Raw genomic sequence first — 16,349 nt, 5'->3', positions numbered from 1 at the left:
CCGGCCCCACGGTGTCGCGGGTCACGCCTCGTCGCGCCGCCCGTTCAGGGTTTGCTCGGCCACCAGATCCGGTCGCCCAGGGCGGTGATCGCGGCGGGCACGAAGACGGTGCGCACCACCACGATGTCGAGCAGGAGCCCGATGCCGACGGTGGACCCGATCTGCAGCAGATTGATCACGCTGCCGCTCATGAGCGCGAACATGGTGATCGCGAAAACCAGTCCGGCGGTGGTGATCACGCTGCCCGTGGTGCCGAAGGCGCGGAGCACGCCGCGCACCGTGGAATTGCCCGCGGCCTCCTCCCGGATCCGGTCGGCGAACAACATGCTGTAGTCGGCGCCCACGGCGACCAGCGCCATGAACGAGATCGGGAGCACCGACCAGTCGACGGGGATGCCGAGCCCGTGCTGCCACAGCAGGACGGAGGCGCCGGCGGCCGCGCCGAAGGACAGGACGACGGTGCCCACCATGAGCAGGGGTGCGATCACCGAGCGCAGCAGCACCAGCAGGACCAGGAAGACGCCGATCACCGCCACGAGGCCGAACAACAGGAAGTCGCGCAGCACCTGATCGCGCATCTGTGAGGAGATGGAGGCGAGGCCGAAGCCGTCCATCGTGGACGCCTCCAGCACCGTGCCCTTCGCCGCGGCCTGTGCCGCGGCCGGGATCGACGCCGCGGTGTTGAGGGCCTCGTCGGAGTACGGGTTGATGCCCCACACCACGAGCATGCGGGCCGAGCGGCCGTCGGGCGACATCAGCACCCGCGAACCGTCCACGAAGCGATCCGACTGCAGGCCCTGCGCGGGCAGGTAGAAGCCGCGGCCGGGCCCCGCTGCGGTACCGGCGCTGAGCCCGCCGAGGTAGTCCGTCGCGGTGGACAGGCCGTCCTGCAGCCGGCCCGTCATCTCGACGACCTGATCGGTGCCCGTCTTCACCTGCCCCAGTCCGGTGCTCAGCTGCTGCAGGCCGGAGGCCAGCTGGTCGACGCCGGATGTGAGCTGTCCCAGCTGTGCTTTGAGCTGCTCCGGGCTGAGCCCTCCGAGCCCGCTGATCAGCCCCTGCAGCTTGGTCAGCGCGTCGTCGGCCTGGCTGAGGGCGGTGGCGGCGCGGTCGGTGGAACCGGCGGGGAGCGGCACGACGGCGGTCGCGGCGCGCACGGCGGTGGACGCGCCACCGGCGGTGGCGCGGTCGAGCTGGACGAAGGCGTCGTGTGCGGCGCGGCAGTTCGCGTCGGCGGAGCACGCCGGGCTGATCGGGCCGACCAGTGGGCCGAAGACGGTGGCGATTCCTGCTGTGGCGGAGGCGGTCTGCTGCTGGGCCGCGCGCACCGCATCGGTGGCGACGGTCAGCGTGTTCACGGCGGACCGCAGCAGCGCCGTCGCCTGCGCCACATCGACGGAGTTCCCCGTCGCGGTGGCCAGCGCGCGCTGGGCGGAGCTGAGCGCGTCGAGCACTCCGGTGGCGAGACCGGTCACGCGGCGGGTGCCGTCCACGAGCTCGGGCACCCGGCGGGAGGCCTCGCCGGCACCGGCGTTGAGTTGGTCGACTCCGGCAGCGAGCGCCTTGAGCTGCGGCGAAGCCTCCGTGAGCTGGCGGTTGGCATCGCCGAGTCCGTCGGCGACCACCTTGGTCTGGTATCCGACCGCGGATTCGGGGATGGGCTCACCGTCGGGCCGGGTGATGGACCGGACGTACGCCACCTGCGGCAGGTTCGACACCCCGATCGCGACCGCCTCCAGCGCCGCGAGGTCGTTGGTGTTGCGCATGTCGTGATCGGAGCGGATCAGCAGGAATTCCGGGACCGCCTCGTTCACACCCCAGTGCTCCATGACCGTCTCGTAGCCGTTGCGGGAGTCGGTGGCGCGCAGCTGCATCCGGTTCTCGTCGAAACCGATCACCATGGTGGGCAGCACGGCGGCGGCCGCCAGCAGCACCACCAGGGCGGCGGCCGACAGCGGCACGGCCCGGCGCATCACCCGGGCGCCGGTGCGGCGCCAGCGCTTCTCGGTGCTCGCTCGCGGCTCCACCCACCCCCAGGCGCCGAAGTAGCGCAGCAGCGCGGGCGGCAGGGTGAGGGCGATCAGGCAGGTGACGATGATCGAGATGGTGGTCGGCAGGCCCGCGGTGACGAAGATGCCCACCTTGCAGAAGATCATGGCGCCGCTGGCGACCGCGATGGTGAGCGCGGAGGCCACGATGATCCGGCCCACCCGGGTGGACGCCGCGACGGCGGCCTCGTCGGGCGGCAGGCCGGAGCGGCGGGCCTCGTGGAACCCGGCGACGGCGAAGATCGCGTAATCGGTGGCGGCGCCGAGCACCATCGCGGTCATGATCGCGATGGAGAAGTTGGACACCGGGATCACCTCGTGCTCGCCGAGCAGCGAGACGATCGGCCGGGCCACGGCGAGCGAGAGGCCGATGGTGAGCAGGGGCACGAGTGCTGCGCCCACCGAGCGGTAGGTGATCAGCAGCAGCGCCATGATCAGCACCACCGAGACCGCGGTGATCACCAGCAGGGACGAGTCGATCGCGGTGAACAGATCGGAGAGGGTGGGCGCGGTGCCGGTGAATTCGACGGTGGTGCCCGGCGGCGCGGGGATGGAGTCGATCGTGGTGCGGATCGCCTCGGTGCTCGATTGCGCTCGGGTGGAACCGATGTCGCCGACCTCGGCGACGAGCAGGTTGATCGCCTTGCCATCGGGGCTCAGCCCCACCTCGCGGGCGGCCGGTTTGCCGAAGGTGTCGATCACGTAGGCGACGTGCTCCTTGTCGGCCTCCAGCGCGGTCGTGAGCGCGCGGTAGTAGGCCTCCTGCGCCGGGCCGATCCTGTCCTGCGCCGCGACGATCACGTTGCCCTGCGCGGTGGACGAGGGTGTGCCGAACTCGTCGGCCATGGCGCGCAGTCCGTCGACTCCGGGCAGGTCGCCGGGGATGAACGGCGCCGAGTGCTTGTGGACGGTGACCTCCAGCTGGGGGATCGCCACGTTGAGCACCCCGGCGAGGCCCACCCAGAACAGCAGGACCCAGGCCGCGTGCCGTACGCACCACCGCCCGAGTCGCGTGGTGAACGAGGTTCTGCTCTGCTGATCGGTCACGCTGGCCTCCCGGCTGAGTCCTTCGAATATCGGACCCGGTGAGAGGAATGTCTCGGGACACGGCCCGGACTTGGTCCAAATTTCGAACTAGACTTGGTTGCTGAGGACGCTAGCCCAACCCTATTTGGGGTACAACAGGGTGTGGAGCGTGACGTTCGACCAATCCGACGAGGGGAGTGATATGGATCACAACGACGAGGTGATCGACGACGACGCCCTCGAACCGCTTCCCGGCCGCAGGGTCCGCGGATCGGAGACCGGCCGGCCGATGATGGCCGCGCTCGATCTGTTCGGCCGCCGCTACACGCTGCGCATCGTGTGGGAGCTGCGGTTCGGGCGCTCGCGGTTCTCGGATCTGCGCACCGCGATCGACGGCATCTCGTCGAGCACGCTGTCGCAGCGCCTCACCGAGTTGCTGGCCGCCCGCATCGTCACGCAGGTGCCCGGTGGTGCCTACCGGCTCACCAATCAGGGCCGCGCACTCCTGCTGGCGCTGGGACCGCTGGAACTGTGGGCGCACACCTGGGCCCGTACGGTGGCGGAGGACCGCCCCTCCGACCGGCGCTGATCAGGCCTGATCGGCCGTGGCGTGCAGGTTCTCGTCGGCGACGGCGAGGTCGCCGTTCAGGGCGCGGGTCACCGCGTCGACCACGGCGTCACGCACCTCGCCGACGCCGACATCGCGGCCGAGTTCGGCGCTGAGCGTGGTGACACCGGCATCGGGGATACCGCACGGGATGATCGCGTCGAAGCCGCCGAGGTTGTTGTTGCAGTTGAGGGCGAAGCCGTGCAGCGTGACACCGCGCGCCACGCGGATGCCGATGGCGCCCACCTTGCGCTCGGGTCGCGCACCGTCGGCCGGGAACCACACGCCCGAGCGTCCCTCGACCCGGCCCACCGTGAGCCCGAGGCCGCGACACACCTCGATCAACGCCTGCTCGATGCGCCGCACGTAGTCGACCACGTCGACGGGGGAGGCCAGCTTGATGATCGGGTAGCCCACCAGCTGCCCGGGACCGTGCCAGGTGATCTTGCCGCCGCGGTCCACATCGATCACCGTGCTGCCGTCGGTGGGACGGTCCTGCGGCTCCGTGCGGCGGCCCGCCGTGAACGTGGGCGGGTGCTCCAAGAGCAGCAGGCGGTCGCTGATCTCCTCGTCCGCCCGCTGGTTCGCGAGATCGTGCTGGAGGTCGAAGGCCTCCTGGTAGCCGATGGTGCCGAGGTCCTCGACGACGAGGTCGGTCCTGGCGGCGCGGGCGGAGCGGTGCGGCATGGCCTCGACGCTACGCCCCGTCGGCGAGCGCCACGGCGAGTGCCGCCGGAAGCGCAGTATGCGCGAATCGGAATCCGGTGTCGTGCAGCACTCGGGGCACCGCCCGCTGCGAGGCGAGCAGGCCCTCCTCGGCGAACTCACCGGCGGTGGCGCGCAGCGCGAACCGAGGGACCACCCAGCGGGCGGGCCGGCTGACCTCGCGCCCCAGGGCCTCGCTGAAGGCCTGCTGCCGGGAGGGGGCGGGCCCGGTGATGTTGACCGGGCCGCTGATCGTGCCGGCCAGCGCACCGTCTAGCACGTGCAGCGCGGCGCGGGTGGCGTCCTCGCGGACGATCCAGGAGATCCACTGGTGGCCGCTGCCGAGCCGTCCGCCCAGGCCCAGTCGGTACACGCGGCGCAGCGCGGCGAGCATGCCGCCCGCGTTGGAGAGCACCTGCCCGTACCGCAGGTGAGCCACGGCCGCACCCGCCGCACGGGCGGGCGCCGCGGCGGCCTCCCATTCGATGCACAGGTCGGCGAGGAAGCCGGTTCCGGGCGCGGTACCGCCGGGCGCGTCGATGCAGTCGGTCTCGCCCGCATCGCCGTAGATCCCCACGGCGCTCGCCGCCAGGTACGCGGGAACGCCGGCGGCGACCACGGCCTCGGCCAGCGTGGCTGCCGGCTCGATCCGCGAATCCCGCAGTTCCTGTTTGACCGCACCGGTCCAGCGCTTGCCCGACACGGACTCGCCGCACAGGTTGATCACCGCGTCGAAGCCGGACAGGTCGGGTGCCGGTCCGGCGGGCGACCAGGTGAGACCGCCTGGGCGCGACGGGGTCCCGTCACGCACCAGGGGGACGACGGTGTCGCCGCGCCGGGTCAGGGCGCCCGACAGCGCGCTGCCGATGAGCCCCGACGACCCGGCGATGGCGACCCTGGTCACAGCCCGAGATCGGCCTCGAAGGCGCCTTCCTCGAGGCGGTGCTTGACGGTGGTCAGGAAGCGACCGGCGTCGGCACCGTCGATGAGGCGGTGATCGTAGGTGAGCGGCAGGAAGGCCATCGGGTGGATGCCGATGGACTCGGTGCCCGCGGCGTCCTTCACCACGACGGGGCGCTTGACGATCGCACCGGTGCCCAGCATCGCCGCCTGCGGCGGCACCAGGATCGGGGTGTCGAAGAGCGCGCCCTCGCTACCGATGTTGGTGAGCGTGAAGGTGCCACCCGACAGCTCGTCCGGCTTGAGACCGCTGTTGCGGGTGCGCTCGGCGATGTCGGCGATCGCGCGGGCCAGGCCGGCCAGCGAGAGATCGTCGGCGTTCTTGATCACCGGCGACAGCAGGCCCTGCGGGGTATCGACGGCGATGCCCAGGTTCACCACACCGTGGTAGGTGATCTCCTTGAAATCGTCGCTGATCGACGCGTTGACGTTCGGGTGCACCTTGAGCGCCTCGATGACGGCCTTGGCGATGAACGGCAGGTACGTGAGGTTCACGCCCTCCTTCGCCGCGAAGCTGGCCTTCGCCTGGGTGCGCAGCGCCACGATCTTGCTGAAGTCCACCTCGAAGACCTGCGTGAGCTGAGCGGACTGCTGCAGCGAATCGCGAGTGACCTTCGCCGTGATCTGGCGGATCCGGTTGGTCTTCTGCGTGGTGCCGCGGAGCTCGGCCAGCTCGGGGCGCACGCCCTTCGGGGCCGACGGTGCCGCCGGCGCGGCGGCGGCCGGTGCGGACGAGGCGGCGGGCGCGGCCGGGGCCTTCGAGGCCTCGGCGGCGGCGAGCACGTCCTGCTTGCGGATGCGGCCACCGACGCCGGTGCCCTTGACCGCGTTGAGATCGACGCCGTTCTCCGCGGCGAGCTTGCGCACCAGCGGGGTGACGTACGGGGTCGAATCCGATGCGGCGGCGGGTGCCGCAGCAGCCGGAGCGGGGGCGGCGGGAGCAGCCGGTGCGGCAGCGGCCGGAGCAGGCGCCGCGGGTGCCGGTGCGGCGGGAGCCGGGGTGGGCTCGGGAGCCGGTGCCGGAGCGGCGGGCTCGGGAGCCGGTGCGGGCGCCGACGGTGCCGACGCCGCGGCGGGCGCACCCGAACCGACGATGGCGAGCACGCCGCCGACGGCGATCACGTCGTCCTCGTTGGCCTTGATCTCCAGCAGGGTGCCGGCGACGGGCGAGGGGATCTCGGTGTCGACCTTGTCGGTGGACACCTCGAGCAGCGGCTCGTCGACCGCGACCTCGTCGCCGATGCCCTTGAGCCAGCGGGTCACGGTGCCCTCGGTGACGGACTCGCCCAGTTCGGGCATGGTCACCTCGGTGCCGGACGCGGGGGCCGACGGTGCGGCGGGCGCGGCGGCCGGTGCCGCGGGAGCTGCGGCGGCGGGAGCCGGGGCGGGCTCGGGCTCGGCCGGTGCAGCGGGAGCCTCGGCAGCCGGAGCCGGATCCGCGGCGGGCGCGGAGGCCTGCTCGCCGGCCTCGCCGATCTGCGCGAGATCGCCGCCGACCTCGACGACGTCGTCCTCCTGCGCCAGGATCTTCAGCAGCACACCGGACGCCGGCGCGGGGATCTCGGTATCGACCTTGTCGGTCGAGACCTCGAGCAAGGGCTCGTCGACGGTGACGGTGTCGCCCTCCTGCTTGAGCCACCGGGTGACGGTGCCCTCGGTGACGCTCTCGCCGAGTGCCGGCATCTGGACGGAGAAGGCCATGTCCTCTGACTCCTCGAAGTTGTTATCTGCTGTGATCCGAGCAACTGAACGTGGGCTTCGGCTGGTGGCCTCCGCCGACTCCAAACCCTACCCTCAGCCGCATGTTCTGCGCGGCGGTTGGGGGCCTACTCGTCGGTAACCGAAGGACCGCGCCGGTCAGCCCCGCCGGTCAGCCTCGTTGTGCGATGTCACGCAGCACGGCGAGCATCGTGCGGACCGGTACGCCCGTGCCACCCTTGCCGATGTAGCCCCACGGAGCGCCGGTGTTGAACGCCGGGCCCGCCACGTCGATGTGCGCCCACTGCACGCCGTCGGCCACGAATTCCTTGAGGTAGACACCGGCGGTGAGCATTCCGCCCCACCGGTTGGGGCTGACGTTCGCCAGATCGGCGACGCGCGAGTTCAGATCGGCGCGCAGTTCCTCGGGGAAGGGCATGGCCCAGCCGTTCTCGCCCTCCGCCTGCGACAGCGCGGCCACGCGATCGCGGAAGTCGTCGGTGCCCATCACGCCCGGGGTGCGGGTGCCCAGCGCCACCATCTGCGCGCCGGTCAGGGTGGCGGTGTCGATCAGGTAATCGGGGCCGTCCTCGCAGGCCCGCACCATGGCGTCGGCCAGGATCAGGCGTCCCTCGGCGTCGGTGTTGATCACCTCCACGGTGATGCCGCCCTTCCCGGCGCCGGGGTACTGGGTGAGCACATCGCCGGGCCGCTGCGCGGTGTCCGAGGGCATGTTCTCGGCCATCGGCACGGTGGCGGTCACGTCCACTCCGAGGTTCAACTGCGCCGCCAGGATCACCGTGGCGATCACGGCCGCCGCGCCGCCCATGTCCGAGGTCATCTGTTCCATGCCCGCGGCGGGCTTGATCGAGATGCCGCCGGTGTCGAAGGTGATGCCCTTACCCACCAGCGCGACGTGCTTGGCACCGTCGACCCCGGAGACGTGACGCAGCCGCACCAGGCGCGGCGGGCGCGAGCTGCCCTGTCCCACACCGACGATGCCGCCGTAGCCGTTATCGGCCAGGTACTTCTCGTCGAAGACCTCCACCTGCAGGCCCGCCTCGGCGCCCAGCCGCTGCGCCCGGTCGGCGAACTCGACCGGCGAGAGCACGTTCGGCGGCGTGTTGACGAAATCGCGGGCCAGTGCCACCGCGGCGGCGGTGCGCCGGGCCTGCTCGACGGTGTCGCGGGCCTCCTCGGAGACGGCCTCCGACCCGGCCGTGGTGACCAGCGCAAGCGCGCCGAGCGGGGCCTCCTTCGGCGCCGACGTGTTCCGGAACTCGGCGAACCGGTAGGAGCCCAGGTAGGCGCCCTCGACCGTGGCCGCGAGATCCAGCGTGGACAGGGTGGTGACCGCGGTCGCGACACCGTCGAGGGCGCGGCCCGCCACGCCGGCGGCCCGCCGCACCGTCTCCGCGGTGACGCGGTCGCCGTCGGCGGGCGCCGCGCCCAGGCCGACGCCGAGGACCGTCGCCGCACCGAGTCCCGCGCCCGCCGGAGCGGGCACCCGCACCGCCTCGCCGGCCTTGCCCTTCGCACCCACCACGGCGAGCGCCGCGGCGATGGGGCCGCGCGCCGCCTCGGGCACACCGGCATCCACCGTGATCCCCGCGTCGCCGGAGAAGACGCCGACGACCAGTGCGTCGGCGGGAGCCGCCGGATCGTGGGTGACCGAGAACTCGGGGCCGGTGAAGGGGGTGCTCAAGGGGATTCCTCTCGTCGGGACGGCGGGGGTGTGTGCCGGTACGGATGCTACGCCTGGGACACGGGCGGTGGACGGCTCGCGGATGGTCGCGCCGGGCGCGCACCGGATGCCCCGCACGTACGATCGGTGCTCATGACAGCGAACGGCACGGGGGAGACCACGACCGGCGCGGCCGATCTGGACCTGGGCGCGCCGCCCTCGACCACCGAGCGGCCGTGGGAGACCGACCCCGCGGCCTACTGGGCCACCATCGACGCGGGCACGCAGGCGCTCGATGCCCCGATCCTGGCCGCCGACCTCGATGCCCTGCGGCACAACGTCGCCGATATGCGCCGCCGCGCGGGCGGCACCCCGATCCGGGTGGCCTCGAAGTCGGTGCGGTCGCGGCCGATCCTGGATGCCCTGCTTCGCGTGCCCGGCTATGCCGGTGTCCTCGCCTACGACGTGGCCGAGGCGCACTGGCTGGCGGCCGACGGCCTCGCGCACGACGGTGCCGACCGGCCGGGCTGCCCCGACGTGCTGGTCGGGTATCCGAGCGCCGACCTCGGAGCCATCGCCGCGCTCGCCGCCGATGAGCAGGCCGCCTCCCGCGTGACCCTCATGATCGACGATCCGGAGCAGCTCGACCTGGTGGACGCGGCCGTACCGCCGAGCCGTCGGCCCGATCTGCGGGTGTGCATCGACATCGACGCCTCGTTCCGCGCACCCGTGCTGGGCGTGATCGGCGCGCTGCGGTCCCCGGTCCGGACCCGCGCCGAGGCCTCCGCGCTCGCCGTCACGGTGTCCGGGCGCAAGGGCTTCCGGCTCGTGGGCGCGATGACCTACGACGCGCAGATCGCCGGCGTGGGCGATCTCAGCATCCGCCGGCCCGGGGCCGCCGCGCTGCTGCGCACCATGCAGCGCGCCTCCTGGGACGAACTGGTGGCGCGGCGCCTGGACATCCTCACCGACCTGCGTCGCATCGCCGACCTGGAGTTCGTCAACGGTGGCGGCACCGGCTCGCTCGAACTGAACGCGAGCGACCCCAACATCAGCGACATCGCCGCGGGAAGCGGCCTGTACGGGCCGCACCTGTTCGACGGTTACTCCCACTTCAGGCCCGCGCCCGCGATGGCCTTCGGTCTCGCCGTGGTGCGGCGCCCGGCACCGGACACCGTGACCTGCCACGGCGGCGGCTGGATCGCCTCCGGCGCTGCCGGAAGCGATCGCCTCCCCGTCCCGGTGTGGCCCGCCGGTCTCGAACTGACGGGGCGTGAGGGTGCCGGTGAGGTGCAGACGCCGGTGCAGGGGCCCCGTGCCCGGCGGATCTCCCTCGGCGACCGAGTATGGTTCCGCCACACCAAGGCCGGGGAACCGGCCGAACACGCGCAGCAGATCGCTGTGCTGTCCGACGGTGCCGTGGTCGCGCAGGTGCCGACCTATCGCGGCGAGGGAAGGTGCTTCCTGTGAACAACTGGATTCCGGGATTCGACGAGCTGACCGGCAAGCCGGGGGAGTGGCGGAACTGGGGGCGCACCGCCTCGGCGTACCCGTCCTACGTCTCGCGTCCGGGGACCATCGAGAACGTGGTCAAGACCATCGAGCGCGCCCGCGAGCGCGGGAACAAGGTCAAGGCCGTGGGCGCCGGACACTCGTTCACGGCGGTCGCCGCCCCGCGCGATGTGGCCCTGGCCCCCGACCATCAGGGCGGCCTGGAGACCGTGGACGTCGAGCGCAAGCGGGTGACGCTGCGCGCGGGCACCCGGCTCTACGACGTGCCGGCGCTGCTGGAGCCCTACGGGCTGGCCATGCCGAACCTCGGAGATATCGACAAGCAGACCATCGCCGGCGCCATCTCCACCGGAACCCACGGCACCGGACTGGAATTCGGCGGTATCGCCACCCAGGTGGTGGGGGCCACGCTGGTCAGCGGTACCGGCGCCGTCATCAAGATCGGCGAGGACGATCCGCGGCTCAAGGCGGTGGCGCTGGGCCTCGGCGCCCTCGGCGTGCTGGTGGAGGTGACCCTGCAGTGCGTCGACCGGTTCGTGCTGGAGTCGGTGGAGGGCAGCGCCCCGCTGGCCCAGACCACCGAGGGCTTCCTCGACACGGTGCGCACCGCCGACCATTTCGAGTTCTTCTGGTTCCCCGGTACCGAGGTCGCGGTGACCAAGACCACCACCCGGCACCCCGGTGACCACAAGCGCAAACCGCTCAACCCGGTGCGCCGCTTCGTGGACGACCGGCTGGTGGGTACCGGTGCGCTCCTGGGGATGTGCGAACTGGGGCGGGCGGTCCCGTCGTTGACGCCGCGGCTGGTGACCCTCGCCTCGGGGCTGATGGGCAACCGCACCGTGACCGACTACTCCACGAACGTCTTCGCCACCGATCGCTCGGTGCGGTTCCGCGAGACCGAGTGGGCGGTGCCGCTGGAGAACACCACGGCTGCATTCGAGGCGCTGAAATCGACCATCGCGCAGCGGGACTGGAATATCACCTTCCCCATCGAGGTGCGCGTGGCAGCGGCCGACGACCTGCTGCTGTCCACCGCGAGCGGCCGCGAATCCGGCTACATCGCCGCGCACCGCTACGTGCGCGACCCGCAGGACGACTACTTCGCCGAGGTCGAGCGAATCATGATCGACCACGGCGGCAGGCCGCACTGGGGCAAGATGCACACCCGCACCGCCGAGTTCTTCCGCGAGGCCTATCCGCACTTCGACGATTTCCTCGCCGTGCGTGAGGAACTCGACCCCGATCACGTCTTCGTCAACGACTACCTGGACGCGGTGCTCGGAGCCTGACCTGTCAGGATGCTGCGCATGACGATGCGCGAGCAGTTCAGGTGGACGCCGGTGGAGGGCTCCGATGTGGTGGGCCCCGGCGAACGCCTGAGCTGGCCGAAGACCCTCGGCATCGGCGTGCAGCACGTGGTGGCGATGTTCGGTTCCACCTTCCTGGTTCCGGTGCTCACGGGCTTCCCGCCCGCCACCACCCTGTTGTTCTCCGGCATCGGGACGCTGCTGTTCCTGGTGATCACCGGCAACCGACTGCCCAGCTACCTGGGATCGAGCTTCGCCGTGATCTCGCCGATCACCGCTGCCACCGCCTCCCAGGGCACCGGCAGCGCACTCGGCGGCATCGTGGCCGTGGGCGTCCTGCTCGTCCTGGTGGGCGGCGTGGTGCACTTCGTGGGAACCGCGTGGATCGAGAAGCTGATGCCGCCGGTGGTGACCGGCGCCATCGTCGCGCTGATCGGACTGAACCTGGCACCCGCGGCGAAGGCGAACTACGAGAAGGCCGCCATCACCGCCACCATCACACTGGTGTGCCTGATCCTCTCTCTCGCCCTGTTCAAGGGCATGCTCGGCCGGCTCGCGATCTTCACCTCCGTGCTGATCGGGTACCTGGTCGCGTGGTTCCGCGACGAGGTCGACTTCTCGAAGGTCTCCGCGGCGTCGTGGGTCGGCCTCCCGGAGTTCCACGCACCGTCGTTCCACTGGGCCGTGCTGCCCATGTTCCTGCCCGTGGTGCTCGTCCTGGTCGCCGAGAACGTGGGGCACGTGCGGTCGGTCGCCCAGATGACGGGCCAGGACTACGACCCGCTGATGGGGCGCGCGATTGCGTCCGACGGCCTGGCGACGGTGCTGGCCGGCGCGGGCGGAGGCTCGGCCACCACCACCTACGCGGAGAACATCGGGGTGATGGCCGCGACCCGCGTGTACTCGACCGCCGCCTACTGGATCGCGGGCACCGCCGCGGTCCTGCTGGGCCTGTCGCCGAAGGTGGGCGCGGTGATCGCGTCCATCCCGCCCGGCGTACTCGGCGGCATCACCACGGCGCTCTACGGCCTCGTCGGCATCCTCGGCGTGCGGATCTGGGTGCAGGCCCAGGTCGACTTCAGCCAACCCATCAACCAGCTCACCGCGGCGGTGCCGCTGATCATCGGCATCGCCGATTTCACCTGGTCGATCGGCGATGTCACCTTCACCGGCATCGCGCTCGGCTCGGTGGCCGCGATCGTGATCTATCAGGGAATGCGGCTGCTGGGCCGGTCCGGCAGCGCGGCTCTGGACTAGAGTGCCGGGCATGAGTGACGCGCTGATCGAAGGTCCCCTGAACGCGGTGCACGTGGAGCTGGGAGCGGCGTTCGCGCCGTTCGGCGGCTGGTCGATGCCGGTGAAGTACGCGGGCACCGTGGGCGAGCACACCGCCGTCCGTGAGGCCGTGGGCATCTTCGACGTGAGTCACCTCGGTAAGGCGACCGTCGCCGGCCCCGGCGCGGCGGAGTTCGTCAACCGCGTGCTGAGCGCCGACCTCGGCAAGATCCGCCCGGGCAAGGCCCAGTACACCCTGTGCACCAACGAGACCGGTGGTGTGATCGACGATCTCATCGTGTACTACGTCTCCGACGACGAGCTCTTCCTGGTGCCCAACGCCGCGAACACCGCGGCCGTGGTGGCGCACCTGCAGGCCCGCGCCCCCGAGGGCATCACGATCACCGATCAGCATCGCGACTACGCCGTGCTCGCCGTGCAGGGCCCGAAGTCGGCCGAGGTGCTGCAGGCCGTGGGCCTGCCCACCGAGATGGAGTACATGGCCTACGAGGACGCCTCCCTGGGGGGCACCCCCGTGCGCGTGTGCCGCACCGGCTACACCGGTGAGCACGGCTACGAGCTGATCCCCGCGTGGGGCGACGCCGAGACCGTCTTCCGTGCTCTGCTTCCCGAGATCACCGCCCGCGGCGGCCAGCCCGCCGGCCTGGGTGCCCGCGACACCCTGCGCACCGAGATGGGCTACCCGCTGCACGGGCACGAGCTCACCGTCGACATCACCCCGGTGCAGGCCCGCGCGGGCTGGGCCGTGGGCTGGAAGAAGCCCGAGTTCGTGGGCCGCGACGCACTGCTCGCCGAGAAGGAGGCGGGCCCGGCCCGCAAGCTCTGGGGCCTCAAGGCCACCGGCAAGGGCGTGCTGCGCGCCGACCTCACCGTGCTGGGGCCCGACGGTGCGCCGATCGGGACCACTACGTCGGGCACCTTCAGTCCCACGCTGAAGACCGGAATCGCCCTGGCGCTCATCGACTCCGACGCCGGTGTCGAGAAGGGCACCGTGGTGAGCGTGGACGTGCGCGGCCGCGCCATCGAGTGCGAGGTGACCCTGCCGCCCTTCGTGGAGGCGAACACCAAGTAGGCGCTCCGGGCAGTCGGAGGGCCGCCCCGGAAATACTTGGACGTCCTACCGACCGGTATCGCACTCGGCCGGCCGGAGCGGTCGTAGAATCTACTCCCATGACTACCGGCCTCGCCTTCGCTCTGACTCGCAACGACCACCCCCGTTCGGACGCGGAGCGCGCCGAGATCCTGGCGAACCCGGGATTCGGCAACCACTTCACTGACCACATGGTCTCGCTGCGCTGGAGCGAGAGCGAGGGCTGGCACGCCGCCGAGGTGATGCCCTACGGCCCCATCCCGATGGAGCCGTCGGCGTCGGTGCTGCACTACGCGCAGGAGATCTTCGAGGGGCTCAAGGCCTACCGGCAGCCCGACGGTTCGATCGCCACCTTCCGTCCGGAAGCGAACGCCGCCCGGTTCCAGCGCTCCGCCGAGCGCCTCGCGATCCCGCCGCTGCCCGAGGAGGTCTTCCTCGAGGCGCTGCGCCAGCTGGTGGCCGTCGACGGTGCCTGGGTCCCCGCCGCCGGTGGTGAGGAGTCGCTGTACTTCCGCCCCTTCATCTTCGCCGACGAGGAGGCGCTCGGTGTGCGCCCCTCGAACAGCTACCGCTTCCTGGTGATCGCCTCGCCCGCGGGCGCCTACTTCGCGGGCGGCGTGAAGCCGGTGTCGGTGTGGCTCTCGCGCGAGTACGTGCGTGCGGCGCCCGGCGGCACCGGGTTCGCCAAGTGCGGCGGCAACTACGCCGCCTCCCTCGTGGCGCAGGCGCAGGCCGCGCAGCAGGGCTGCGATCAGGTGGTGTGGCTCGACGCCATCGAGCACGAGGCGATCGAGGAGATGGGCGGCATGAACCTGTTCTTCGTGCTGGGCTCCGGTTCGGGCGCGAAGATCGTGACTCCTGAGCTCTCGGGTTCGCTGCTGCCCGGCGTCACCCGCAGCTCGCTGCTGCAGCTGGCCCGCGACGCCGGATTCGAGACCGAAGAGCGGCGGATCACCGTGGACGAGCTCAAGGAGGGCGCCGCCTCCGGCGCGATCACCGAGGTCTTCGCCTGCGGCACCGCCGCCGTGATCACCCCGGTCGGTCACGTCAAGGGCGCCACCGAGGACTTCCTCATCGGCGATGGTCAGCCCGGCGAGATCACCATGGCCCTGCGCGAGACCCTCACCGGGATCCAGCGCGGCACCGTCGAGGACAAGCACGGCTGGATGTCCACGCTGAGCTGATCGGCGTCAGTGTGCGACGTGCTGCGCCGAGTGACCGATCGCGGCTTTGTCGGGGATCATCGTGCGCATCAGGCGGGCCTGCCGTCGATCGCCCAGTTCGGCACCGCGGCGCCGTCCGCCCGGGAGTTGGAAGATGACCGACTCGATGAGATTGATCGGGATCTTCAGTGCCGGGTACCAGGGGGGTACGGCCGGCACGCCGAGCTTGCGCATGGCGTGCCGTCCCAGGTAGGCCGTCGAGATCGAGAGGTGCTGCGAGCGCGCGATGCGCCTGCGCAGCCCGCCGAGCACGGGGTAGTGCCACTGCAGCGGATCCTCTGCCATCGGTTGGGCGAGAACGCGACTGGTCTCGTCGGGGGTCGACAGCGCCCGGGAGGTCTGGAACAGGATGCGAAGGCTGTCGCGGAAGCTGTGCGGCAGGAAGTCGTCGTGCACGCCCATGAGCCGGCCCACGTAGCGGGTCAGATGCGCGGCCGCCTCGTACTCGCGCGGGTTGGCCAGCATGCCCAGGCCCGTGCCCGTGGCGACCGGTGCGATGAGGGCGCCCACGAGTGTGGCGGCCATATCCGTCTGGTTAATCGGCAGGCCGTACGCCGCGCAGTCCCAATCGTCCATCGCGATCACGTGCCGCCGCACCAGCGAGTGGATGAACCGCACGTGCAATGTCGATCGGTATCCGACGCCGCCGGGACGCAGCGCATCCTCGCCGATCACGTCCAGCGCCCACTGCGTGGTCTCAGCGAAGCGCCGGTTCGAGCCCTTCTCCAGAGCACCCGTCCGCAGGAGCGTCTGGTTGAAACCCGAGAACATGTATCCGCCCATCAGTGCCACATCCCGGGCCACCGCAAGCCCGTCGGCGCCGCCGCTGCGCATGAGCTGGCCGCCGGTGCGAATGGCGTTCCAATCCGCCCAGTCGGGAACGGTCTCCATCTCTTCGAAGAAGTCCCGGAGAATCGGCGGCGCCTCCGGCACCGAGTCGATGCCCTCGGCGAGGGCGCGGTTGAACATCGCCTTGCGGGTATCGGTGTCCTGCGCGTATATCCACGCCACCAGCTCGTCCATCGGGTCATCGCCGACGGTGAGCAGCTCGCCGAACCGCCGGAACTCCGCGTCGGTCGGTTCCGGTAGACGCAGTGCCCTGCTTACGAACGTGATCCCCGGTGGAACGCGGCGCGGACGCGCGGGATGGCGGGAGGGGATGGGCCTCGAGGTGGCTGCGGTCATGGTGC

Annotated in this window: 12 protein-coding genes; 6 read left to right on the top strand and 6 right to left on the bottom strand. The window is 71.2% G+C overall.

The features are described 5' to 3' along the window. Positions 1-44 precede the first annotated feature (44 nt). Positions 45-3,095, bottom strand: a complete 3,051-nt coding sequence (locus TTY48_RS01680) for an MMPL family transporter (RefSeq protein WP_220655863.1) — start codon at positions 3,093-3,095, stop codon at positions 45-47. Between the two features lie 148 nt (positions 3,096-3,243). Between TTY48_RS01680 and TTY48_RS01675 the strand changes: the two genes are divergently transcribed. Then, positions 3,244-3,663, top strand: a complete 420-nt coding sequence (locus TTY48_RS01675) for a helix-turn-helix domain-containing protein (RefSeq protein ID WP_255585460.1) — start codon at positions 3,244-3,246, stop codon at positions 3,661-3,663. Here the strand turns inward: TTY48_RS01675 and lipB are convergent, their stop codons facing one another. The 4 genes from lipB to TTY48_RS01655 form a co-directional block, all read right to left on the bottom strand. Next, entirely contained in the window at positions 3,664-4,368 is a 705-nt protein-coding gene (lipB, locus tag TTY48_RS01670) for a lipoyl(octanoyl) transferase LipB (RefSeq protein WP_220655862.1), read from the bottom strand. A gap of 10 nt (positions 4,369-4,378) precedes the next feature. Continuing rightward, positions 4,379-5,290: a TIGR01777 family oxidoreductase gene (locus TTY48_RS01665; protein ID WP_220655861.1), complete on the bottom strand. Its 912-nt coding sequence runs from the start codon at positions 5,288-5,290 to the stop codon at positions 4,379-4,381. Then, complete coding sequence (sucB, locus tag TTY48_RS01660; protein ID WP_220655860.1) at positions 5,287-7,047, bottom strand: 2-oxoglutarate dehydrogenase, E2 component, dihydrolipoamide succinyltransferase; 1,761 nt, start codon at positions 7,045-7,047, stop codon at positions 5,287-5,289. Before sucB ends, TTY48_RS01665 begins: the two co-directional genes overlap by 4 nt. A gap of 169 nt (positions 7,048-7,216) precedes the next feature. Next, the gene (locus TTY48_RS01655) at positions 7,217-8,749 is read right to left on the bottom strand and encodes a leucyl aminopeptidase (RefSeq protein WP_220655859.1); all 1,533 of its coding nucleotides are present in this window, start codon (positions 8,747-8,749) and stop codon (positions 7,217-7,219) included. A gap of 132 nt (positions 8,750-8,881) precedes the next feature. Here TTY48_RS01655 and TTY48_RS01650 point away from each other — a divergent pair, with 132 nt between their 5' ends. The 5 genes from TTY48_RS01650 (at position 8,882) to TTY48_RS01630 (ending at position 15,120) form a co-directional block, all read left to right on the top strand. Next, complete coding sequence (locus TTY48_RS01650; protein WP_220655858.1) at positions 8,882-10,198, top strand: alanine racemase; 1,317 nt, start codon at positions 8,882-8,884, stop codon at positions 10,196-10,198. Further along, positions 10,195-11,532 (top strand): D-arabinono-1,4-lactone oxidase, encoded by a 1,338-nt coding sequence (locus TTY48_RS01645; RefSeq protein ID WP_220658612.1) that lies wholly within the window; start codon positions 10,195-10,197, stop codon positions 11,530-11,532. The genes TTY48_RS01650 and TTY48_RS01645 overlap by 4 nt, the downstream gene beginning before the upstream one ends. Positions 11,533-11,550: 18 nt before the next feature. Next, positions 11,551-12,807 carry a uracil-xanthine permease family protein gene (locus TTY48_RS01640; protein WP_374758671.1) on the top strand — a complete coding sequence of 419 codons (1,257 nt, stop codon included), beginning with the start codon at positions 11,551-11,553 and terminating at the stop codon, positions 12,805-12,807. A 10-nt stretch (positions 12,808-12,817) separates the two neighbouring features. Continuing rightward, a complete protein-coding gene (gene gcvT, locus TTY48_RS01635; RefSeq protein WP_220655857.1) occupies positions 12,818-13,918 on the top strand; it encodes a glycine cleavage system aminomethyltransferase GcvT in 1,101 nt (366 codons plus the stop codon). A gap of 98 nt (positions 13,919-14,016) precedes the next feature. Then, entirely contained in the window at positions 14,017-15,120 is a 1,104-nt protein-coding gene (locus TTY48_RS01630) for a branched-chain amino acid aminotransferase (RefSeq protein ID WP_220655856.1), read from the top strand. Between the two features lie 6 nt (positions 15,121-15,126). Here TTY48_RS01630 and TTY48_RS01625 read toward each other — a convergent pair whose 3' ends face one another. Next, positions 15,127-16,344, bottom strand: coding sequence for an oxygenase MpaB family protein (locus tag TTY48_RS01625; RefSeq protein ID WP_220655855.1), 1,218 nt, complete (start codon positions 16,342-16,344; stop codon positions 15,127-15,129). Between the last annotated feature and the right edge of the window lie 5 nt (positions 16,345-16,349).

The organism is Tsukamurella sp. TY48, assembly GCF_019656655.1.
Classification (GTDB): Bacteria; Actinomycetota; Actinomycetes; order Mycobacteriales; family Mycobacteriaceae; genus Tsukamurella; species Tsukamurella strandjordii.
Note: the sequence above shows the minus strand (reverse complement) of the source record. Positions and strands in the feature narration are given on the sequence as shown.